This window comes from Flectobacillus roseus (assembly GCF_030056595.1).
Classification (GTDB): Bacteria; Bacteroidota; Bacteroidia; order Cytophagales; family Spirosomataceae; genus Flectobacillus; species Flectobacillus roseus.
In genome coordinates, this window is the sequence record NZ_JASHIF010000009.1 from 66,735 (window position 1) to 90,817 (window position 24,083).

Sequence of the window (24,083 nt, forward strand, 5' to 3'; positions counted from 1 at the left end):
GAAACTGATTGATTAGGATAATAAAGATTTATTGATTTTTCGCCAAAGTTCTTCTTCTTCAAATGGGTTCAGGCCCTGACCTTCGCAACTATTCTGAAGAATTTCTTTTGCTGTTTCTATTTCAAAGTATTTATCAGGATATATATCTATCAACTGATTCCAAAAAGCACAATATTCCTGATTACTTGGTGAGGCTACCCATTCTAAAAAAAAGGTATCTGAGATAAAATCTTCAGCATGAAAAAACTCATATTTTAGAATGTTGTCGAGGCGTGCCATAAATTGAACTTTTGAAAGTATTTTTTGCAATTTTACTACACAAGACACAATTTATTTTTTTCTACTCGATTTTACAGACGAAAAAGGACAGTTTTTTCAATTTAATTTTAACATATTGATTATTAAATACTTAATTCCGTATATTAATAATAAAATAGGGATATAATGAGGCAATTGTAGGTATTAGAAAAGAAATATTTTCTATGAGGTAGAGCGGAAAAAATATATATGATTATTTTACTTATTTTTTGAATTTTAACCACATAAGACAGATAAGCGTTTTTTCTACTGAAAAAAATAAAAAAAACCTGCACAATTTTTTGTGACAGGTTTTGGTAATCTTATGTATTTAATCTACTCCCTATGCAAAAGCTATTTGTTCGGCACCAATGTGTTGTTTTAAAGTCTTTAAAGCACCAAAAATAAGATTGTACACCGACTGAGGATTGATGTTCATTTTATTTGAAATCTGGTCGGTATCCATATCATGAAAGAATTTAAGAGAAAGTGCTTCTCTTTGTCTTTTTGTCAAAAAACGAAAAGACTCACTAAGAACATGATTGAATTTTTGCTCCTCTTCAAAAGCCACTAAACGATTTTCATGCGATCCCACAAAATCTGGATTTTCTACATAGTAACCTTCATGATGCAAGGTCTGACGTTGTTGGGTTTCCAAATGACGAACCAACTTTCTTTTTATAGAAGCCATCAGGTAGTAACGAATAGAAGTCGTTTCACCTAAATTCTGGTGATTTTTCCAAAGCTCTACAAACAAATCGTGCAAACAGTCCTTGATTAACTCACGGTCTTGGGTAATGCTAGTGCTATAGTTGTACAAGAGGTTTACATAGCTACGATATATTAATGTAAATGCGTCGTGATCCCCTCCACGAAATGCGTTCCACAAAGCTACTTCATCCGTAATTCTTTTTGCAGTCATCATAAAAATGAGTTGTTTTCTGAGATTCTTTCCTAAAGATATACAAACAAAATAGCACTTTTCAAGGGTTTTATTGAATATTTTTCCGTAAACGTTTACGGAAACGTTTACGAGAAAAATATCATAAAAACTATTTATTATCCTACCCAAAAAATTACGGCTTTGTATTTAAGCGATAGAATTCCTGACTTGGTCTAAATTTGGTCAAAACTTGTTGGAAGTTCGAGATTATCATACAATTTTTACATGATGTAATATTTCATTGGGCAAATCCTTTAGTTTGCCATATCACTTTACACAAACTACCTTTAATCTAAATTTCTTTTTATGAAGAAGATTCTTTACACGTTCATCAACATCATCATGTTTGGAACGGTGCTTAGAGCTCAAACCACCACGTTTCCTCGAAACGGGGTGCAAGATGAGCGTCCAAACACGTATGCATTTGTCAATGCAACTATCGTTTCAGATGCTAATACAGTTTTAGAAGGCGCAACCTTAGTAATCAAAGGTTCTGTGATTGAAGCAGTAGGCAAAAACATTACTCTCCCTGCTGGTACGCAAGTAATTGACCTAAAAGGCAAACGCATCTATCCTTCTTTAGTAGAAGCGTATAGTAGCTATGGTATGCCTGAATTAAAAAGAGAAGGTCGTAGCTTTAGAGGTGATCCTCAGTTCGAATCGAAAAAACAAGGCGCTTACAACTGGAACCAAGCTGTTTTGCCAGAAGTAAATGCAGCAGCTATCTATGCAAGTAATCCTACCGCAGCTGACGAGTTACGTAAGGCTGGTTTTGGGGCTGCTATCACACACGTACAAGATGGTATCGTTCGCGGTACTTCGGCATTGGTTGCCTTAATCGACGGTCGTGACCAAGAGGCTTTGTTGAAAACTAATGTTTCAGCACATTACTCTCTATCTAAAGGGTCTTCAACTCAAGACTATCCAAACTCATTAATGGGTTCAGTAGCATTGTTACGTCAAACGTATTTGGATGCTGATTGGTACAAAAAAAGTAAGAATCATACAGAATATAATATCTCTTTAGAGTCTTTCAACAACAGCCAATCAGTACCACAGGTATTTGAGGTATCTGACAAATTGGGTATTTTGAGAGCTAACAAAATCGGAAAAGAATTTGGTGTTAATTACATCATCAAAGGTGGCGGTGACGAATACCAACGTCTTGATGAAGTAAAAGCGGCTGGTGTTTCCTTGATTATTCCTTTGAATTTTCCAACAACTCCTGACGTAGAAGATCCGTTTGATGCAAGCGTAGTTTCGTTATCGGATATGAAACACTGGGAAATGGCTCCTGCCAACCCAGCTATCTTGGCAAAAGCGGGTGTTCCTTTTGCTATTACTACTTCTAACGTAAGAAGTAAATCAGATTTCTGGGCAAACTTGCGTAAAGCTGTAGAATATGGTTTGGATGAAAAAGTTGCTTTGGCAGCTTTGACTTCGGTTCCTGCTCAATTCAACAAAGTAGATAACTTGGTGGGTAGCTTGAAACCTGGTATGTTGGCAAACTTCTTGATTACATCTGATAATCTTTTCAAGGAAAGTAATGTAATTTATGAAAACTGGGTAAAAGGCAAGCGCTATGTAGTGAATAACATGAACATTACTGATATGCGTGCTACTTACGATTTGAGCGTAGCAGGTAAATCAGGTTTGAAATTGAATGTAACAGGTAAAGTAGATAAGCCAGAGTTCCAAATCCAAGTATCAGATTCTGTTAAAGTTTCTCCAAAAGTGACTAGAACAGGCGATTTGTTGACTTTATCATTCAAATTAGATGCTAAAAAAGACAAAGGTGATACTCGTATTAGTGCGTATTATGATGGCAAAAACATCAAAGGAGATGGTTTTGACGCAGCAGGTACTCCTGTAAAATTTGATGCTATTTTCAAAGAAGCTTTCAAAGAAGCTGTTGCAAAAGCAGATACTACTAAGAAACCTGTTCCAACAATAGGCAAAATCGTATATCCTTTCAATGGTTATGGTGCAGAAACCAAACCAAAAGCTGAGACTTTATTGATTAAAAATGCTACCGTTTGGACAAACGAGAAAGATGGTATTTTGAAAAATACGGACGTATTATTGAAAGATGGTAAAATCGCTCAGGTGGGTAAAAACTTGTCTGCAACTGGTGCAAAAGTGGTTGATGGAACTGGTAAACACTTGACCAATGGTATTTTTGACGAACACTCTCATATTGCATTGCTTTCTGTAAACGAAGGTTCTCAGTCAGTTACTGCTGAAGTTCGTATGGAAGATGTAGTAAACTCAGAAGACGTAAATATCTATCGTCAATTGGCAGGTGGTGTAACTTCATCACAATTGCTACATGGTTCAGCTAACTGTATCGGTGGTCAGTCGGCAATCGTGAAATTGAAATGGGGTGAAGCACCAGAAGTAATGAAAATTCAAAATGCGGATGGATATATCAAGTTTGCTTTGGGTGAAAACGTAAAACAAGCAAACTGGGGTGACCGTGCTCGTATCCGTTTCCCTCAAACTCGCATGGGTGTTGAGCAAATCATGATGGATGCTTTCTTGCGTGCAAAAGAATATGATAAATCATGGGCAGAATACAACAAAGCAGCAAACAAAGCTACGTTGACTCCTCCACGCCGTGATTTGGAATTAGATGCATTGTCTGAGATTTTGAACAAAAAACGTTTTATTACTTGTCACTCTTATGTACAGTCAGAAATCAATATGTTGTTGAAAGTAGCTGATTCATTAGGTTTCAAAGTAAATACATTTACTCACATTTTGGAAGGTTATAAAGTAGCTGACAAAATGAAGGCACACGGTGCAAGTGGTTCAACTTTTGCTGACTGGTGGGCATACAAAATGGAAGTAAAAGAAGCGATTCCTTTCAACGCTGCTTTGATGACAAAAGTTGGTATCAATACCTCAATCAACTCTGATGATGCTGAAATGGCTCGCCGTTTGAACCAAGAGGCTGCAAAAACAGTCATGTATGGTGGTCTTACTGAAGAAGAGGCTTGGAAATTGGTTACATTGAATCCTGCAAAAATGATGCACCTTGACAACCGTTTGGGAAGTATCAAAGCTGGTAAAGATGCTGACGTTGTACTTTGGAACGAAAACCCACTTTCGGTTTACGCAAAACCAGAAAAAACTATCATTGAAGGTGCAGTGTATTTCGACATCGAAAAAGACAAAGAATTGCGTGCTAATATCGCTGCTGAACGTAACCGTTTGATTCAAAAAATGTTGAATTCAAAAGCAAGTGGTGCTCCTACTGCTAGACCAGAAATGCGCAAACCAAGATTGTTCGTTTGTAACTCTTTGGGTGGTTTAACTGAAGAAGAAGGCGAAACTCGTGCATTTGGTACATTACAGTTACAAGACAACTGTGACAAATAGAGTGTTGAATGGTGAGTTGTGAATGGTGAATAATTCCCATTTACTACTCTGCTAAGTTAGCAAAGCATCATTTGTCTCAAATTCAGTACATGTTTTAAGATAAAATGTCAAGTTCAAACATTTTTCATGACTTAAAATTTTATTACAAAATGAAAAAATCAGCATTATTATATACGCTAGCTTTGTTTTTGGGTGTGAAGACGACCTTCGCTCAAAACCAAGCGGCAGCTACCCCTCAGTCTAAGCCTATTGCTTTGACGGGTGCCACTATTCACACGGCAGCAGGTCCTGTGATTGAAAATGGTATAATTGTTTTTGATAAAGGAGTTATCACTAAAGTTGGTCCTGCAGGAACAACTTATGATAAAACTGGCACCGAAACCATCGACGTAACAGGAAAACACGTTTTCCCTGGCTTGATTGCTCCTGCCAATCAACTAGGTTTGGTAGAAATCGAAGCAGTTCGCGCTACAGTCGACCAACAAGAAGTAGGTGCAATCAACCCTCATGTACGTGCTTTGATTGCTTATAACACTGACTCAGAATTAATTCCTACAGTTCGTGGTAACGGTGTTTTGATTACTCAAGTTACGCCAGTAGGTGAAATTATCTCGGGTATGTCTTCTATCATGAATTTGGATGGCTGGAACTGGGAAGATGCCGTTTTGAAGAAAGATGATGGTATTCACCTTAACTGGGTAGGCTATTTCAAACGTGAATTTAACTTCGAAACGTTTTCTTCTACAACAAAGAAAAACGATAAGAAAGAAGAGCAAATCCGTGAATTGGCCCAGTTGTTTGACGACGCGACAGCTTATGGACAAATCAAAAACCCTAATCCAATCAATGTAAAATTGGAGGCTATGAAAGGTCTTTTTGATGGCACTAAAAAATTGTATATCTCGGCTGATTATGGTAAAGAAATCATCGAAGCTGTACAGTTTGCTAAATCAAAAGGCGTAAAAAGCATCGTAATTATTGGTGGTGAAGAGTCTCTTTTGGCAGCAGATTTCTTGCGTGAGAACAACGTTCCTGTGATTGTATCAGGTACGCACCGCTTGCCAAATAGCATTGACGATGACACAGATTTACCTTACAAATTGCCTCAATTATTGGCTCAAAAAGGCGTAACTGTTGGTTTGGCTTATATTGGTATGCACTGGCGTACACGTAACTTGCCTTTCTTGGCTGGTACAGTAGCTGGACACGGTATGTCAAAAGACGATGCTTTGAAATTGGTAACAATCAACAACGCTAAAATCTTAGGCATCGACAAATATGTAGGCTCTTTGGAAGTTGGCAAACAAGCTACTTTGGTAGTGTCACAAGGCGATTTGTTAGACATGCGTTCGGCAAAAGTAGAACACGCATTTATTCAAGGAAAGAAAATCGACTTGGATGACAAACAAAAACGTTTGTACAAAAAGTATTCAGAAAAATACGGAACAAAATAAGCGCTGTATCATCTGCTAATAGTATAAAAGCCATTCCTTCGGGAATGGCTTTTTTGATGAATGATATTTATCATTTTTTCAACCTGAACTACTCAGTTTTCTCCTCTCCTTTCCAAGCGACCTTTGTAAAAGTCTTCCACAACAAGCTATTTGTTTTATGAAAAAGGTCTATTTCTCAATTATATTACTTCTTGTTTCGGCAACCACCTTTGCGCAAGAAAACATTGAAAGTCTACTAAAGCAATTATGTGAAGATCCTGTTTTTGCCAAACAACTCAGCATTACTGAACCCTCGGAGTTACAGGACTTTTATAAAGACAATAACTTTCGACCTATTTGGCATGAAAATAAAGCATTTCAAGAAAGTTTTATAGAGGAGCTACGCAAAGCCACACAATATGGTCTCAATCCACCAGACTATCACTTCGACTATCTTATTCAACCAAACATCAACCAGCTTGAATATGAGTTGTTGTGTACTCATGCAATGCTAACCTATTTCAGCGATTTTACGTTTGGATGCAAACCAAAAACATTAGCTTTTAATGGAATCGAATACCAAAATCGGTCAATAAACACTCCTCAAATCCTTCATCAAAATATCAAATATGGGTCTTTTGCCAAGCTTCTTGAGAAATATCAGGTATCAAGTCAACATTACAGGAAGACTTTAGAAGTCTTCCAACAATTACTAAATGCACCAGATAGTCTATTTATTCCTATAAACTTGTCAAAAACCTTTGTCGAAAATAAGGGTCTTCAGCAAAAGTTAGTCTTTTGGAAATGTATAGAGTCGCTGAGCACTTATGAAAGCGAGATCATTTTGACCGAAGCGCTGAAACAGTTTCAAGAAAAATTCAACTTAGAATCAGATGGAAAACTAGGAACAAACACCCTTAAAGCCTTAAACTTAGGCAAATCACAACTACTGAACCAACTTAAGTACGACCTCAATTATATTCGTTTCTTGAATGCATGGAAATTCCCAACTTATTTATGGGTCAATATCCCTTCTGCTGAGTTTTCGATGATTGAAGCACAAACTAAAACCTTATCAATGCGAGTGATTGTTGGCAATCCCAAAACACCCACTCCTAGTTTGATAAGTACGATTAAGCAATGTATTTTCTTCCCTTATTGGTTTGTTCCGTCGAGCATTACTATCAAAGAAATGTTGCCCCAAATCCAAAAAGATGTCAATTATTTGAGCAATAACAGCATACAAGTACTTGACCAAAAATGGAATGTAATTGATGAAACAACACTTCCTTGGTCGAGCTTTAATGCCAAAAACTTTCCTTATAAATTACGACAAGTGGCAGGATGTGATAATTCTTTAGGCATTGTAAAATTTAATTTTGATAACCCATTTACGGTATACTTGCACGATACCAATGCCAAAAAGCTTTTCCAGAAAGGTAATCGTTGGTTGAGCCACGGCTGTATTCGTTTAGAAAAACCAACGGAATTAGCTGAGAAACTATTAGGAAACCCCTCTTTGATTCAGAAGCTAGTTACCCAACAGTATGAGCCAGATTTAAAGCCTATTTATTTTCAAGTTCAACCCAACGTACCTTTATTGATTAGCTATTTATGCTCTGGAATTAATGAAAAAGGCGATTTGATTTTTTACTCAGATGTTTATCAGAAAGTGAGGTAGAGGAAACTCTTTAATTCGTTATTTAAAAGTGTAATCACTAGTTCGAGACTTTGTCTCGGGCTTACTCTTGCTTCAGTTTACAAACTGTTGAAAGAATAAGTCCAAGACAAAGTCTTGAACTAGGCATATTTATATATTCACCCAAAATAAATTCCGATTACTATTCCATCCAAATATAAATAAACCGTGATAAACACTAACATTTACTTATATTTGCCTCTGTGTGATGTACCTACACTTAAAATGAGCTTAACTTACTTAAGTACAAGATCACTACTCCAAATACATAATTTTCATTTCTACGAGGATAGAGTTTTAAGTCACTTTAGCTTTTCACATTGAAGATGGACACAAAATTAGATAATCTTTTTTTTGAGAATATTAGGTTGCTTTTACGTAAAGCTCAAGATACTTTACTAAAGCAAGTTAACTCCGTTATGGTTTATACCTATTTTGAATTGGGAAAACAAATTGTTGAACAAGAGCAAAAAGGGAAAAGCTATGCAGACTACGGAACCTTTATTCTTTCAGAGCTATCTGAAAGATTAACTATTGAATTTGGCAAGGGCTATTCTAAAAGAAACCTTGAGCTCATTCGTAAATTTTATATTATTTTCAAGAATGCGAAATCACCGATTTCGCAAAACTTAAGCTGGACACATTACATTCACTTAATGCGTATAGAGGATGAAAATGAACGAGCTTATTATCAAAAAGAAGCTGAACAAAACTCATGGAGCGTTAGGACATTAGAAAGGCAAATTAACTCCGCTGTATACCATCGTTTAATGATTTCGAAGAACGCTAATAACCAAGACCGTTCGGTAGAAAGAAATGTCACTAACCCTTTGGAGACCTTAAAAGACCCATATATTTTAGAGTTTCTGAATTTAAAGGAACAGTCCAATTATTCTGAAACACAACTTGAGCAAGCAATAATAGACCGTCTAGAGCATTTTTTACTTGAACTCGGAAAGGGATTCACTTTTGTTGGAAGGCAAGTACGATTTACATTTGATGAAGAGCACTTTCGAGTAGATTTAGTCTTTTATAATCGACTTTTGCGATGTTTTGTCCTAATTGATCTAAAAATTGGGAAATTGAAACATCAGGATTTAGGTCAAATGCAAATGTATGTAAATTATTACGACCGATTTGTTAAGACAGAAGATGAATTACCTACCATAGGAATCATTTTGTGCAAAGACAAGAAAGATGCCATGGTAGAAATCACACTACCAAAAGATAACAAACAGATATTTGCGAGTAAATACTTATTGTATCTGCCAAAGGTAGAAGAGTTGAAAAAAATAATAGAAGAATAAGCTATAATTAAAACTTTAACTTCATTACTCTCAATTTTTCATTTAAAAGCCACAATCACTGCATCTGGTTGATTGACTAATTTGACCAAAGGCTCAATCATTGTTGGCATGACGGCAAAACAACCAAACGAATTGCCTTGACGCTTGTAAAAACTTGCATTCTTTTCAGAAATATAATCAGCAGCATGCACGATAATTCCTCTATCAACCGCATTATCGTTGACTCCTTTATCTAATCCTTTGAGTCGAATACTTAACCCATGCTTTCCATAAAATTGACCAATCGGCTCGAATACACCCAAACTCGAGCACAAACTTCCCGAATCATTCGAGAAATACTCAGCCATTGCGTTTCTGCCTGAACCTTTTCCGTGAGCCACCCACGTATTCATCAAACACACTTGTTTTTGTAAATCAATCACATACAATCTTTTCTCGAAAGAAGGCTGTGAAAAATCGACCATACAGGCTATTTTCTTTCCCCGAAATCTAGTATCAGACTTTTGCATTTGATGCAGTTTTTCGGCAACCATTTTAGGAAGTAAAAAAGGAGTTTCCTCCTTTCTGGCATCAACTTTTTCGGTAGAAAAAAGTAAAGATATTAACAAGAAAATATTCATGAGTGTGTCATTTAGGCAATTATTACCAATTTGATTATCAACAGATTAAATCAACACTACCTTCTTTTTGTTTAATCAGAATTAGAAAATCTCAATTTTGCTCAATTACTACCTTCTATAACGGTAACACACTACTTTTCATCTATAATAATCAAAGTTTTTCTACCCTTAATGATATAAATCAACTTAACTATTGACGCCCATCAAGAACAAGCTTGAGAGATTAAGATATTTTTGATTGAAGGCTATGAAAAAAACTAAACTCTGATGCCTGAACCCTAACCCCTCAATTGGCTATTTCACTAACAAAAAACAATCCCATGTCAAAATCTGAACACCATTTTATGACCCACAAAAACTCACGTTGGCATGAGTTGAAATATGTATTGAAAGTACTCGCCGAGTTTATTAGAGGCTTTCGGGTACTGCATTTTGTAGGTCCATGCGCTACTGTATTTGGCTCTGCTCGTCTGCAAGAGGGTACTGTATTTTATGAACAAGCTCGTAAAATTGGCGTAATGTTAGCCAACATGGGCTTTACCGTCATGACTGGCGGAGGTGGCGGTATTATGGAAGCAGCCAATAGAGGAGCTAAAGAAGCGGGTGGTTTGTCGGTAGGCTGTAATATTATTTTGCCTCACGAACAAGCCCCAAATCCTTATCTCGATAAGGTTGTCGAGTTTGATTTTTTCTTTGTTCGAAAGGTTCTTTTAAGTAAGTATTCGTATTGTTTTATCGTCATGCCGGGAGGTTTTGGAACGCTCGACGAAATGTTTGAAGCAATAACGTTGATCCAAACTCGTAAAATGAGTCCTTTTCCGATTGTTTTATTTGGCAAAGAATTTTATCAAAAACTCTACGAACAACTTGTAGCAATGGAAAAAGCTGGAACTATCTCAGCAGAGGATCTTTCTCTTTTTTTAATTACAGATTCTTTGGAGGAAGCTCAACAACATATTCATAAAAATGCAGTAGAAGCTTTTGGCTTAAATGACTACAAACACCTAACACCTTGGAGACTACTGCTTGAAAAAAGAGTTAATCGCATAAAAAATCATGACCTTAAACAGTAACGCTCCTAACGAGCCTCATTCATAGGCCATGAAATTCTTGCCAAATTTGTATCAACAAAACAACAAACTCTATGAAATCAGTTATTGTACCTACCGACTTTAGTGATACTGCAAAAAAAGCACTTGTATTTGCTAGTACTGTGGCTCAAAACCTCAATCTTGACTTGGTGTTACTGCATGTATTTAATCTCACTGGATCTTTGCCTTATGAATCCCCTTCGCAAATCGAACAGGAGATTTATGAAGCACAAAAAGCTTCGGATAAACAATTAGCCATACTCAAAAATCAGTGTCTGGCTGAGTTCAAAAATGAAGTAAAGCTTTTAAGTATCTATGGCGTTATTTCTGAGGTTATTGTGCAAGTATCAGAGCAAGTAAAAGCCGATTTTATCGTGATGGGTACCAGAGGTGCCAAAGATATTTGGAGCAACATCATGGGAAGTAATACCTATCAGGTTGTGAAAAATTCAATTTGTCCAGTTTTTGTTATTCCAGATACTGCCGATATTCAAGACATGAAGAATATTATTTATGCCTCTGACTATACCAACAACGAAGTCAAAATTGTTAGAAATATCGTCGATATAGCAGACCGTTTTAAAGCAAAAACTAATATCCTTCATATTCACGATGTAGAAGAACCGAACTTGGCAGATGACGAAACCTTAGGAGATTGGTTATTGACTTTTTTTGAAAATGAGAATATCGAAAGTCATATTACTTTGGGAAGCAACGCCATAGAAGGTATCGAAAAGTATCTACAAAAAAATCAAGGAGACTTACTGGTGTTGGCCATGAAAGATCGAGCTTTCTTCGACAATCTTTTTCATACTAGCGTAACGAAGCATTTTATTCAGGACTTTAAAATGCCTTTGCTAGTATTACCCAAATAATTCATTTTTTGCATTTCCTTACTTTGTTCATATAAAATCTATAGCTCATTTTGGCATTTTTGTCGGAATGAGCTTTTATTTTGTCGAATAAGACACCTAACTATACGTTTTGTCAGTGCAAGCCCTCTTGTTTGGTTGAAGGTTTTTTCTTTTCTTTGAGTATGGAAAAAAATCAACAACTAAAGAAAGAAATTGGATTGCTAGATGCCAGTATGATTGTGATTGGCTCTATGATTGGTTCGGGAATTTTCATCGTTTCAGCAGATGTAACTCGCAACCTTGGTTCGCCGGGATACCTCCTCCTTACTTGGATTATTACGGGTATTATCACGCTCATATCTGCCCTATCGTATGGCGAACTCGCAGGTATGATGCCCAACGCAGGCGGACAATATGTCTACCTCCGTGAGGCATATAACCCTTTGGTAGGTTTCTTGTTTGGTTGGACTACCTTTTTGGTTATCGAAACTGGTACGATTGCAGCCGTAGCAGTGGCTTTTGCCAAATATACTGGCGTACTCCTACCCGACCTCATCAACGACCAGCCTTTCTTAGGATTCTTTAGCACACAACAATTCTTAGCTATTGCACTTATTGCTTTTCTTACCTTTATCAATCTCAAAGGCGTTAAGAATGCTAAAATCGTTCAACTCATTTTCACTGTAACTAAAATCGGCGCCTTGCTTGGCTTGGCCGTTGTAGGTATAATCGTCGGACTCAATCCAGACAAAGGCGTGTGGGCTATCAATGCCATCGACTTCTGGAGTCCAGTTAAAATTATTTGGGAAAAAGGCAAAATCATGGATTATGAATACCTTTCGGGTATCGGTCTTTGGTCGGCTGTGGGCTTAGCATTGATTGGTCCGTTATTTTCATCTTCGGCATGGAACAACGTTACTTATATCGCTGGCGAAATGAAAAATCCCAAAAGAGATATTCCGCTCTCTTTGCTATATGGAACGTTGACGGTAAGTGCTTTATATATTTTGGCCAATGTAGCTTATCTAATGTTGCTACCAGTGCAAGGTCATCCAAATGCTCCTGACACACTTTCGAGAGGTATTATGTTTGCTACCAACGACCGTGTAGGTACGGCAGCTGCCGAAATGATTTTTGGTAATCCTGCGGCTATTATCATGGCAGTATTTATCATGATTTCGACCTTTGGTTGTAACAATGGTATTATCCTTTCAGGCGCTCGCGTATATTACGCCATGGCAAAAAATGGCTTATTCTTCAAAAAAGCAGGTGAAATCAATAAGAATGGCGTGCCAGGATTTTCATTGATCATTCAAGGTGTTTGGGCATCATTATTATGCTTATCAGGCACTTATGGAGACCTATTAGACTATACCGTATTCTCGATTTTGGTATTTTATATCTTGACTATTGGCGGTGTATTTATTCTCAGAAAAAAACAACCAGATACTCCACGCCCATACAAAGCTTTTGGTTACCCCTTGATTCCTGCGATATACTTGATTTTTGCAGCAGGACTATGCATCAACTTGTTGATTTACAAGCCTATTCCTTCTTGGGCTGGTGTAGGAATTGTGGCATTAGGAATTCCTGTTTTCTATATTTGGAAAAAGATGGAAAAGAATACAGAAGAGTAGATTAAAAATCTTTTCGAAGAAAATAAAAACGCCGTAGATATGACAAAATACAGTTGATTCTGTGCTTTGTAATATCTATGGCGTTTTTCGTAATACTAAAAACATCATTCTCCTTAGCCATAAAACCTCGAGGGATACTATCTTTGTATATAAACAGAACATATTCCCATTGCCCCAATGTCACTAGCCGAATTATGCCCTTGCGGCTCTAAAGAATCATTTCAAGAATGTTGTGAGCCTTTTATCGAGGGAAAAGAATTTGCCTCAACTGCAGAACAATTGATGCGCTCACGATACACAGCCTACAGCAAAATCAAAGTTGATTATCTTGTTGAAACTACCTATCCGAGCCGAAGAAGTGATTTTGATACTTCATCAATTCGTGAGTGGGCTACTGAAAATGAATGGACTCAACTTCAAGTACTTTCTACTAAGAATGGGAAAGAAACTGATACTCAAGGAGAAGTTGAATTTAGAGCTTCATTTAAAGATGCAGACGGGGTTGCTCGTACCCATTACGAATATTCAAGTTTTGTAAAAGAGCAAAATCGCTGGTATTATGTCTCAGGAAAATTCCAACCGCCAGCTAATCAAAAAATTGACCGAAACGCCCCTTGTCCTTGTGGAAGTGGCAAGAAATACAAAAAATGCTGTGGGAAGTAGGAAGTAGTGCTGAATTATGAGTTGAGAATTGTGAATTTTGAATCTGAATTTTTAATTCACAACAAGTTCCTAGTTCAAGACTTAGTCTTGGACTTACTTTTTTCAACAGTTTAAAACTGTTTTTACAAAAATCAATGACAAAGTCCACACATCTGAATGCCCATTAGCCGTTTTGTCCAGTAATGAGATTTTTGTCTGATTAAGCTTTTGGCAAAATATTCCCACTCTTTTCTCAGGAACACTTTTAAGCATTTGGCTTAGGGCATAAAGCTTAAAGCCTACAGCATAGAATTACAATTTTACTAAAAAACAAACCAACGTATGTTAACCGTTATCGCAAAAATTACCGCACAAGCTGGCAAAGAAGAAATTGCAAAACAAGCTTTATTAGGACTGATTCCTCCTACTGTTGCAGAGGAAGGATGTATTGATTATGTATTGCACCAATCTATCGAAGATGCTACGATTTTCTATTTTTACGAAAACTGGGAAAGTCAAGAGCATTTAGATAAACACTTGGCAAATACCCATTTAGTAGAATTTGGCAAAACTTCTGGAGAGTTTTTGGCAGGTCCAGCCGAGTTAATTTTAGCTACAAAACTATAATTTATTGGTCAAAGAGATTTTTCTCTTTGACCTACTTACCTCTACCTAAATCAAACACATAAGCAATCATGCAAAATAAGATCTATGCTATGTGTTGAGGCATTAGGCAACAGGCACTAGGCAAAGAGTTTCAAATTGTTTTTAATAACGAAAGACATGCTTTTCCCAAAGCCCACCGCCGAAAGCCGATACCTGAAAGCCTTAAACACAAAAATTAAATTCTATTTTGCGCACTAACTTAATCTCTCGATACTATAACATGAAAAAGCTCTTCTTTTTTTACCTATTTCTCTTTACCATAACCGCTTTTGCTCAAAAACCCCAACAATTTACTTCAGGCGTAGCTCCCGAAAAAGTAGGAATGTCTACCGAGCGTTTGAATAGAATAGAGCAATTACTCAATCGTAAAATCGCTGAAAAGCGTATTCCTGGAGCCGTAGTATTAGCTGCTCGTCATGGGCAATTGGTATTACATAAAGCCTATGGAATGAATGATATTGAAACAAAAAAAGCTCAAAAAACTGATGACATTTTTCGTATCATGTCTATGACCAAAGCGGCTACTTCGGTGGCGGTCATGATGCTTTACGAAGAAGGTCTATTTAGTTTGGACGACCCTATTTCTAAATATATTCCTGCTTTTAAAAATGGACAAATCGTTGACCAAATCAATCCGCAGGATAGTACTTATACCTCACATCCTGCTAAAAAAGAAATTACCATTCGTCATTTATTGAGCCATACGGCTGGTATCCCTTATCAAAATGCTTTATATGGTAAGGCGAAAATTCCTTATTATTTTTCTACTCAAAATGAAACGATTGCCGAAACAATGAACCGTTTAGGAGCATTACCTAAGTTTCATGAGCCGGGCGAAAAATTCACGTACGGACTCAACACCGACGTTTTGGGCTATTTTGTAGAAGTCATTTCAGGAATGCCATTTGACCAATTTCTCAAGAAAAAAATATTCGAGCCACTAGGCATGAATGATACAGGTTTTTATATCGACGATGCCAAGAAAAATCGACTGGTGACAGTTTATGAAGAAATAGGAAAAGAAAAAGGTATTACACCAAAGCCTCGCTCACCATGGACGGATTATCCTATTTCGTGCGAAAGAAAATACTTTTCTGGCGGTGCTGGTTTGACTTCTACGGCTTTGGACTATGCCAAACTTTGCCAAATGCTTTTGAATGGCGGGACTTTTAACAATACCCGTTTATTGAGTCGTAAGACCGTCGAGCTAATGACGACTAACCAAATTGGTGAACTCAATATCAGGGATAATACCAATAAATTTGGTCTAGGTTTTGAAATTTATACCCAAAAAGGAAAAGCTTCTTTACCAAGTTCGGAAGGAGCCTTCGAATGGGGCTGTATGTATTACACGCACTATACCATCGACCCCAAAGAGGATTTATTACTGGTAGTAATGTTCCAAGTTTGGCCGAAAAAAGACGGAGGAATTGAAAAACAGGTACAACAAATGATCTATCAGTCGATTATTGACTAAACTATTTTGTCAAAATATCAGTTCTAAAAGGGTTATCACACAAGGTTATTGGGTAGTGATTTTTTACGAAAAGCTACCCAAAAATCTATATCCCAACAAAAATTATGTCTGAAATCAAAACTGCATTTATTACAGGAGGTTCGAAAGGTATTGGCTACGGAATCGCCGAGGTATTAATCAAAGAAGGTATCAAAGTTGCTATCACCAGTCGTTCGTTGGCTGGTGCTGAGGAAGCTGCTGCAAAACTAAACGAAATCAAAGAAGGTTATGCCTTAGGCTTGGAGTCAGATGTAAGAAGCCTTGCCTCGCAAGAAGCTGCTGTTGCAAAAGTATTAGAAAAGTGGGGAAGAATTGACTACGTAGTTGCTAATGCTGGCGTGGGTCACTTTGCTCCTGTTCAGGACTTGACCGAAGAACAGTGGAACGAAACGATTGATATCAACTTGACAGGCGTATTTTTCACTACGAAAGCAACGCTTGAGGCTCTTAAAGCTACACAAGGATATTTCATCTCTATTTCGAGTTTGGCGGGTACCAATTTCTTTGCTAAAGGAACAGCCTATAATGCCAGCAAATTTGGTTTAGTAGGATTTACGCAGGCACTTATGATGGACGTGCGTAGCGAAGGCATCAAGGTTACGACCATTATGCCAGGTTCGGTAGCAACTTATTTCAACGGTCACACACCAAACGAACAAGATGCGTGGAAAATTCAACCAGAAGATATTGGTCAAATCGTTGCAGACCTCATCAAACTTCCAGCACGCACTTTACCAAGTAAAATCGAAGTAAGACCTTCGTCACCAAAGTAATTGTGAGTTGTGAATGATGAATTGTGAATTGTGAATTTTGAGAAATCAAGAAAATGAACAAAATATCCTCGTCTAAAATCAAATACCCTAAGTTTCAAGCAAGGACGATTCACAATTCGTCATTCACAATTCACCATTTACCAATTCGTCTCCACGGCTTTTCTGGTATTTACCTCAATCGTGATTGTTTGTTGAGTATTCAAAATACGCTTTTGAGTATCTTCAACAGCCAAAATAGCTAGCTTATAAGTACCTGCATCAAATTCAAAGGTTGGAATTTGGTTTTCGAAATACGGTCCAAAAACGGCATGCCCTCCAACCAATAATCTTACACCAGCTTTCACTGAACGCAGTGGGAAAACATAAACTCGTTTTTCAGATTTAGCAATCAAGTATACCCCATTATCAGGGTCGAGCCAAGGAAAATGAAAATCGCCAACCCCACGAATCACAACATTGCCGTCCTGCACTTTTGCTTCTTCTAATTTGATTTGCGGATCATGACTAAAATCGTTGGTCAACAAAATAGGCGTCAAACTACCAAATACTGTCGCTGGGTTATTGTACCTAAACTGTGTGGGACTATTAGTTTTTCCTGATAAATCTTCATACGTCCAATTGAACATATTACAAATCAAGCCTTTATAATGGTAATCAATTTGTGAAATGCTCTGCCAAAATCCATTGAAATAGGTCAAAATTGAAAATGGTAGCGTAAACAAAAACATACGCCAACGATGCTTTTCTTCTAGCACTCGCAACAGCCAAACATACATCGTAATCACAAACAAAAGGCTGTAAATCTTGTAACGGCTCGTCAAGATAGTTGGCATTCCGTACCCTACAACCCTTGTCCATGCTACCATAAAAGATGACAATACAATTAACAATATCGTTGCCAAAATAAAAACAGGCCAGTTTTTGGGAGTAGAATATTTTTTCAATCTAAAATCAAAAGGAATATTTCTAACAACACAAATAAGTGCTAAAATGAGTAATATCCCCCCCAAGAATATCGCTTTTATGGTTCGTACCGAAATCGCAGTATCAAGAGAGACATCGGCGGCACTTCCTGCAAAAGAGACAAAAGCCAAAAGTACTTTTTTCAAATCTGCCAAAGTTGCTGAAGGCGTTGCTGGAGGTTTTTGGTAAGTTACGAAATAGAGGAATGCAAGCAAGACACCCAACAAAACCAAGATTCCTAAGTTTTTCCACTGCTGTTTCAACAATAAAAAACCACCCATAATGGCTAAGGTAACAAAGCCATTTCCACTCGTAAACACTGCAATGGATACTAAAACCAGCGCATTGATAAGTCTTTCCTCCTCTAATTCCCAAAATGCCCAGAGACTTAGGAATACAATTCCAAAATTTTGAATAGAAGCCATTCCCCAAAAGGTATTTTCCTGATTAATTGAGGTCAGTAGAATCCAAGGAAGTGGTAAAAAGTATAAAAGTGAAATTTTATTTTTCTTGAAATAAGCAGCATATATCCCCAACACACCTACTAACAGGATATTGCCAAACCACATCAACCATTTGTAATTAATACTTCCATAAATCCCATAAACAAACAAAAACCAAATGCGCGTAAGCCCTATTCGGTGTTCGTTATGTTGTGCAAAAATGGTAGCGATTTTTTCCGTCCAAGTTTTACTATCTTGAAATTTTACTAAAAAACCTTTCAGTCCGTGGTCATCCACGTAAGGAATATTCATGCCATAAAGCTCAATCAATAGGAAATAAAGTAAAATGGGTAAGATGAGTAAACCCCAAAACCAAAATTTCGACAGGACTTTTTGTTCTTTCACTATCTATAAATTTTAATATTTTGAAAATGCTTTCTAAGTATGAGTGATGAATCATTCACAATTCAATAATTACATCTAGTATCGGTATTTCATACCCTCAAAATTGAACAATACGATGGTTTGTCCATTTCTTCTTAGCAAAACTCGATCTGTCTCTTCAAAGGCAATTCGCTGGATATAGGTTGCGTCTTTAGGGAGATACAAGTTGACCAACTGGGCATCATGATTATCGAACTCGCCTTTTGGACGATCAATGGCTTTACTAAAACCATTTGCATAAACAGAAGGATACACAATGGTGTCGCCAGGCATATACATCGACTTGATTTTATCTGCTACCATGATATACGGATTCGCTCCACGATTGCGTGAACTCGTGTACTTTTGTTGACCATCAGCATAAAAATGCTTGATAATTTTGGCAAATGAATAGAACTGGATGAGTAACACAACTGCGAAGCCTGTAAATAGTATTTTATGGTTTTCAAACATTTTGACTAAAAACCAAGCCATCAAAATCGACACAAATGGTAAACCAAAACTAGTATATCTAAAATAAAATCCTGTCATTACACCAGCTTTGTAGGCAGAAACTACAGAGAAAACAAAAGGAATAAATACAATTAGCACCACAAAGGTAAACAACTGATATTCAAACTTTTTTGCTTTTTGTAAAACGACAAATGTCACAACCAGTAAGAATCCTATAACCAATAAGAATGCTATTTTATTACCAAATTTTTCATACCAACCATTCGTAAAAATAAAATAGTCTGACACAATGGAAGTTCCTCGAATAAACAGATTTTTGGCAGAAGCCAAATCAATAAATCCTTGATAGGAAGCCGCAAGCTTAGGATTTTTCAAAATAGAATTGTACAAATTAGTGGCATCCTTGATATACAAAAGTGCATATTGCCCAGGTCCTTTGGTCATCCAAAGTCCGAAAGGAATAGCCATAATACCATAACAAATCATAAAACTACGAAGCTTAGACCACGTACGATCAGCTATAAGCCAATACAAGCCATGCACCAAAAATACGGTGAAAGTGAGGTAGTTAGAAAATATAGTTAGGATAATAGAAACCGTGTAGGCAGCATAATATTTCAGGGAACTTTTACCATTTACCATAATTTGTAAAAAGTAATAAGACGCCATTGTTCCGAAGAAAATACAAGTTGTATAAAAGCGAGCTTGCTGACTAAAAATAATATAGAACGGTTCGGTAGCAGCTAAAAATGCTGCAATCAAAGCAATTTTAGCATTCTTGAAAATATTGCGACCAATCAAAAAGATGAACACAATTGTGAGTAAGTTATAAATAGCCGAAACGCTTCTTAAAGCACCATCCGAATGACCGAACAAATGCCCAAAGATATTCATTGTAATTAAATGAACGGTTGCATTCCCACTAGTATCGCCACGGGCGTTGGCATCCAATAATTCAGCAATGGTTTTGGGCTGCCAGAAATCTCTCGGCGTAAAGGTTTTGTCAGGAGCCATCAAGGCTTTTTTTCCGCCAATGTTTACATTTCCGACGGCCACCATGATTCCTTGCTTTTCATCGCCAAAAATTCCATAGTTATTGATATGGTAAAAGCGTAGTACTGTTGCGAAAACAAAAATGAATAGGAAGGCGATATTTGCAGTATTCTTAGACATTTATTTCTATTTTGAGGTCAATGAGTTTTAATTGTATGGGTAATATATTTAATAACACAGGAATGCTGTAGGCTAAAAGTTGAAAAGTATTTCTCATGAAATAATTTAAGCTTTTTTGCCTAATGCCTACGGCTTAAAGCCTAAAGCATATTAATGCAATTTTATTTTGCATTAATGTCTATAAACTCAATTGCGTAAGCCTTTCTAAATGGTGATAATCGATACCAAAATAGGCTTTGGTTTGAGCTATTTCTTGCAAAATTTCTTCTTGACGTTTTGGATTAATACCAGATTTAATACCTACAACCAAAACGTTTTTAGGCGTGTGTGCATCTGAGATAAATTCAAAAATTTTGGTTTTGTAACCAAAATATTCCAAAATCAATGCACGAATTCCATCTGTAACCATTTCGGCTTGTCGTTCGAGAAATATGCCGTATTTGGTCAAAAACTTCAATTCATTTTGCGCTTTGTTCTTTTCTATTTCTCTTCTGATTTGCTTGTGACAACATGGCGCCACCACAATCAACTCGGCATCAGATTGAAGACCTTTAAATATAGCGTCGTCAGTGGCAGTATCACAGGCGTGTAAAGCTATCAACATACTTATGTCTTTTTGCTCATAATCCAAAATGGTTCCTTGCGTAAAACTCAAACCATCGAAACTTGCATTCTGGGCAAATTGATTACACAAGTCAACCATATCCTGACGATATTCTACTCCCTGAACTTGGGTTTTTAAACCTAAAGTATTGTGCAAATAATCGTACAAAGCAAAAGTTAAATAGCCTTTCCCTGAGCCCATATCTACTACTTTATGTAAGTTTTCAATGGCTGAATCTTTAATCAAAGAGCTTAAAATCTCTACATAATGATTGATTTGGCGGTATTTGTCTTGAGCATTTTTGAAAACATTACCTTGCTCATCCGTAATTTTCAAATCTACCAAGTAGGCTTTTTCTGTTGGCTTTATCAATCGTTTCTTTTCTTTATCATGCTCCAACGATGGTGTTGCTTTCGCACTTGCCGTTTTTTGTTTGAGCATAACTTTACCATTTTTCAAAACTTCATATTGCCAATCAGACTCAGTACTCATGAGTGTCGCAACTTTAAAACCCTCTTCCAACCATTCAGCTATGGACTTATACCCCTCTGGCAAATCAAAGTTTTTGACAATATCCTTAGTTTTATATCGAAAAGTAAACGCCAGTTTTTCAATATTTTTAATTAAAACTAAACGTATATAAATATTTTTCAACGCAGGTTCATTACCCTGATAATTGCCCAAAGAGACTTTTACCAATGACTTTTGTTCGACTGACTGTTGAATTTGTTCACAAAATTGTGCTATTTGATTTTTCACTAGAATCTCCTTTAAACTTTCAAAGTGCAAAGATACAAAAATAGCCTCGGATTGAGGCTATTTTTGTACTTATCAAAGAAGCTGTTTGGTAAATGGTTATTTTTTCAACCAGCCATTCGAATCCATCCAGCTTTTCAAACGTTCAAACCATTTATCTGGAGTAGTTTTATTATTCAGACCAAATCCATGACCACCTTTAGGGTAAATATGTAATTCGGCTGGCACTTTCTTTTCTACCAAAGCATCATAAAATCTCAAAGAGTTTTGGACAGGAACACCGCCATCATCTTGGGCATGTACCAAAAAACACGGAGGTGTTTGTGGCGTCACCTGCAATTCGTTAGAATACAAAGTCACCAAGCTTTCTGATGGATTTTTACCAATCAATTGCTCCTGTGAGCCTCTATGACCAAAAGGTTTCATCGTGATAACAGGATACAACAACACGGCAAAATCAGGTCGAACGTTGCTTTTATCAGCCAATTCACCCACTGGTTGCGCAAAATGAGTCGCTGTAGTTGCAGCCAAGTGTCCACCAGCCGAAAAGCCCAAAATGCCCACACGATTAGGGTTTATACCAAAAGATTCTGCTTTAGCACGCACAAATCTCAGTGCCTGCTGAGCATCCTGTAAGGGTGCAATTGTTTTGTCGACTTGCTTCGTTGAATCAGGAATACGGTATTTTAACACAAAAGCAGTCACGCCGATTTTGTTTAACTCCTTTGCCACATCAGAACCTTCGTGTGAAGCGGCCAAAATACGGTATCCTCCTCCTGGAAAAACAATTACAGCAGTACCATTGGCAGTTTCTTTGGGCGCAGGATATACCGTAATAGAAGGAATTGAAACCTCAGAAATTCTCAAAATACCATTGGCATCCGTCGCAGATGATTCTGTATTTTTATGCGGTTTTGTATTAGGAACTTTTCCTTCATATAAAGGATATTCTTGAATTTGTGCTTGAGCTACTTGCATCATGGTCGCTAAACAAATAGAAAATAAGACTTTTTTGATCATAGGTAAAAGGATTAAATGTTTGAGGAAACAGTGGTAAAGCCACAAAGAGCTGAAAACGGTATTCGATTTTAAGTAATAATGCTGAACTATGAGTTCTAAATTGGTAGTGAATTGAAAATATAAATTTTAAATTGAACCTGTTTAAACTTTCTTAAAATTGCTGGCGTAGGCAATGAATTTATACTGTTTGAGCGAAGCGAGTTTATAAATTCTTGAATTTTTTGCGGCCGCCGCTGCGGTTACTTTTTGTTTCAAGACAAAAAGTAAGACGAAGAATTAATCAATAAAACTATTTATCCCCCAAAACATAAAAACTTTATTATCAATACATTACATTCAAAATCAATTAAATAGCATTTTGCACAGCAACTTATCTTTACCAGTATTTTAAACTAAATTTCATATAAAATCTACTCGTATTTGTTGACCTCAGTAAGTAGAATCTATTTCTTTTTTGAAGTAGTAATCAACGCCACTGCGGCGATAATAATACCTCCTGCGACAATCATCAAGGGATGTAACTCTTCTCCAGCCAATAACCAGCCCAACAACATCGCTACCAATGGGTTGACATAAGTATAGGTTGATACTAAAGTTGGCGGAGCCACCTTAATAAGCCAATTGAATACGTTGAAAGCCACAATTGAGCCAATAACAATCAAATATAGTAAGGCAAAAATAGCCGTTGCCTTAACTTCTATTTGAGCAAAGTGCTGAAAATCACCCAAAAAGAAGCTTATGATTAACGATAAACCTCCTCCTATTATCATTTGAATACCTGATAATTGAGGAGTCGAATAAGGTAATCTAGCTTTTTTGAGAATAACCATACTGGCATTGAATGCAATAGTGGCAATTAACATTAAAACCACGCCATAGATATAGTATTGCTCGTATCCCTTGAGCGCCAACTTTTTTAAACTAATCAAAATACCTACGCCAATAATTCCCAATAATGACCCTAAAATCACTTTTGGTTGTGGTTTTTCAATATTCGAAAACCAAAGCATCAGCACCAACACCACAGGACCTAATGCCGAGAATAACGCCGCATAACTCGACGGAATCCATTTGCCCGCAATTGTAAAAAATCCATTTCCCAAGGTAATCATTAATGTACCCGTAAGTGTCATGGTGAGTAAGTGTTTTTTACTAGGTGTAATATATTTTTTGGAGACCATCGCCCAGATTAAAAGAATGGTTCCTGCACTTAAATTACGAATTCCAGACCCCATGACAGGCGGAAAACTTTGCACCATAAAACGAATGGCCAAGTAGGTAGAGCCCCAAACAAAATAAAGGATACCTAAACCTCCCCAAATTTTTAGCTGTTGATTTTGTTCTTTCATCCTACGAAGTTGGCGATTT

General features: G+C 36.9%; 19 protein-coding genes. 11 read left to right on the forward strand and 8 right to left on the reverse strand.

From position 1 onward, the window contains the following. Positions 1-12: 12 nt before the first annotated feature. Both QM524_RS11170 and QM524_RS11175 read right to left on the reverse strand, forming a co-directional pair. Positions 13-279, reverse strand: coding sequence for a hypothetical protein (locus QM524_RS11170; protein ID WP_166576990.1), 267 nt, complete (start codon positions 277-279; stop codon positions 13-15). Between the two features lie 361 nt (positions 280-640). Continuing rightward, on the reverse strand, positions 641-1,222 hold the full coding sequence (locus QM524_RS11175; RefSeq protein WP_229241877.1) for an RNA polymerase sigma factor: 582 nt from the start codon (positions 1,220-1,222) through the stop codon (positions 641-643). 324 nt (positions 1,223-1,546) lie between these two features. Between QM524_RS11175 and QM524_RS11180 the strand changes: the two genes are divergently transcribed. The 4 genes from QM524_RS11180 (at position 1,547) to QM524_RS11195 (ending at position 9,060) form a co-directional block, all read left to right on the forward strand. Further along, a complete protein-coding gene (locus QM524_RS11180) occupies positions 1,547-4,621 on the forward strand; it encodes an amidohydrolase family protein (protein WP_283344648.1) in 3,075 nt (1,024 codons plus the stop codon). 149 nt (positions 4,622-4,770) lie between these two features. Continuing rightward, positions 4,771-6,075, forward strand: a complete 1,305-nt coding sequence (locus QM524_RS11185) for an amidohydrolase family protein (RefSeq protein ID WP_283344649.1) — start codon at positions 4,771-4,773, stop codon at positions 6,073-6,075. 157 nt (positions 6,076-6,232) lie between these two features. Beyond that, positions 6,233-7,735: a L,D-transpeptidase family protein gene (locus QM524_RS11190; RefSeq protein WP_283344650.1), complete on the forward strand. Its 1,503-nt coding sequence runs from the start codon at positions 6,233-6,235 to the stop codon at positions 7,733-7,735. A gap of 344 nt (positions 7,736-8,079) precedes the next feature. After that, complete coding sequence (locus tag QM524_RS11195) at positions 8,080-9,060, forward strand: PDDEXK nuclease domain-containing protein (RefSeq protein ID WP_283344651.1); 981 nt, start codon at positions 8,080-8,082, stop codon at positions 9,058-9,060. 38 nt (positions 9,061-9,098) lie between these two features. Here the strand turns inward: QM524_RS11195 and QM524_RS11200 are convergent, their stop codons facing one another. Beyond that, entirely contained in the window at positions 9,099-9,680 is a 582-nt protein-coding gene (locus tag QM524_RS11200) for a murein L,D-transpeptidase catalytic domain family protein (protein ID WP_283344652.1), read from the reverse strand. Between the two features lie 320 nt (positions 9,681-10,000). On the opposite strand from QM524_RS11200, the gene QM524_RS11205 reads away from it, so the two are divergent. The 7 genes from QM524_RS11205 (at position 10,001) to QM524_RS11235 (ending at position 16,859) form a co-directional block, all read left to right on the forward strand. Further along, on the forward strand, positions 10,001-10,753 hold the full coding sequence (locus QM524_RS11205; protein WP_166576994.1) for an LOG family protein: 753 nt from the start codon (positions 10,001-10,003) through the stop codon (positions 10,751-10,753). 71 nt (positions 10,754-10,824) lie between these two features. Continuing rightward, positions 10,825-11,646 carry a universal stress protein gene (locus QM524_RS11210; RefSeq protein WP_283344653.1) on the forward strand — a complete coding sequence of 274 codons (822 nt, stop codon included), beginning with the start codon at positions 10,825-10,827 and terminating at the stop codon, positions 11,644-11,646. A 161-nt stretch (positions 11,647-11,807) separates the two neighbouring features. Then, entirely contained in the window at positions 11,808-13,262 is a 1,455-nt protein-coding gene (locus QM524_RS11215; protein ID WP_095163353.1) for an APC family permease, read from the forward strand. A gap of 177 nt (positions 13,263-13,439) precedes the next feature. Beyond that, positions 13,440-13,925, forward strand: a complete 486-nt coding sequence (locus QM524_RS11220; RefSeq protein ID WP_283344654.1) for a YchJ family protein — start codon at positions 13,440-13,442, stop codon at positions 13,923-13,925. A 321-nt stretch (positions 13,926-14,246) separates the two neighbouring features. Then, positions 14,247-14,531 (forward strand): putative quinol monooxygenase, encoded by a 285-nt coding sequence (locus QM524_RS11225; RefSeq protein ID WP_283344655.1) that lies wholly within the window; start codon positions 14,247-14,249, stop codon positions 14,529-14,531. 259 nt (positions 14,532-14,790) lie between these two features. Then, positions 14,791-16,047: a serine hydrolase domain-containing protein gene (locus tag QM524_RS11230; RefSeq protein ID WP_283344656.1), complete on the forward strand. Its 1,257-nt coding sequence runs from the start codon at positions 14,791-14,793 to the stop codon at positions 16,045-16,047. A gap of 104 nt (positions 16,048-16,151) precedes the next feature. After that, on the forward strand, positions 16,152-16,859 hold the full coding sequence (locus tag QM524_RS11235) for an SDR family oxidoreductase (protein ID WP_283344657.1): 708 nt from the start codon (positions 16,152-16,154) through the stop codon (positions 16,857-16,859). 137 nt (positions 16,860-16,996) lie between these two features. On the opposite strand, the gene QM524_RS11240 is transcribed toward QM524_RS11235, so the two are convergent. From QM524_RS11240 to QM524_RS11260, 5 genes are all read right to left on the reverse strand, one after another. Further along, complete coding sequence (locus QM524_RS11240; RefSeq protein WP_283344658.1) at positions 16,997-18,670, reverse strand: hypothetical protein; 1,674 nt, start codon at positions 18,668-18,670, stop codon at positions 16,997-16,999. A 75-nt stretch (positions 18,671-18,745) separates the two neighbouring features. Further along, positions 18,746-20,335, reverse strand: a complete 1,590-nt coding sequence (locus tag QM524_RS11245; RefSeq protein ID WP_283344659.1) for a glycosyltransferase family 39 protein — start codon at positions 20,333-20,335, stop codon at positions 18,746-18,748. A 178-nt stretch (positions 20,336-20,513) separates the two neighbouring features. Then, the gene (locus tag QM524_RS11250; RefSeq protein ID WP_283344660.1) at positions 20,514-21,698 is read right to left on the reverse strand and encodes a class I SAM-dependent methyltransferase; all 1,185 of its coding nucleotides are present in this window, start codon (positions 21,696-21,698) and stop codon (positions 20,514-20,516) included. A 96-nt stretch (positions 21,699-21,794) separates the two neighbouring features. Next, entirely contained in the window at positions 21,795-22,715 is a 921-nt protein-coding gene (locus QM524_RS11255; RefSeq protein ID WP_283344661.1) for an alpha/beta hydrolase, read from the reverse strand. Positions 22,716-23,158: 443 nt separating this feature from the next. Further along, positions 23,159-24,064 carry an EamA family transporter gene (locus QM524_RS11260; RefSeq protein ID WP_283344662.1) on the reverse strand — a complete coding sequence of 302 codons (906 nt, stop codon included), beginning with the start codon at positions 24,062-24,064 and terminating at the stop codon, positions 23,159-23,161. Between the last annotated feature and the right edge of the window lie 19 nt (positions 24,065-24,083).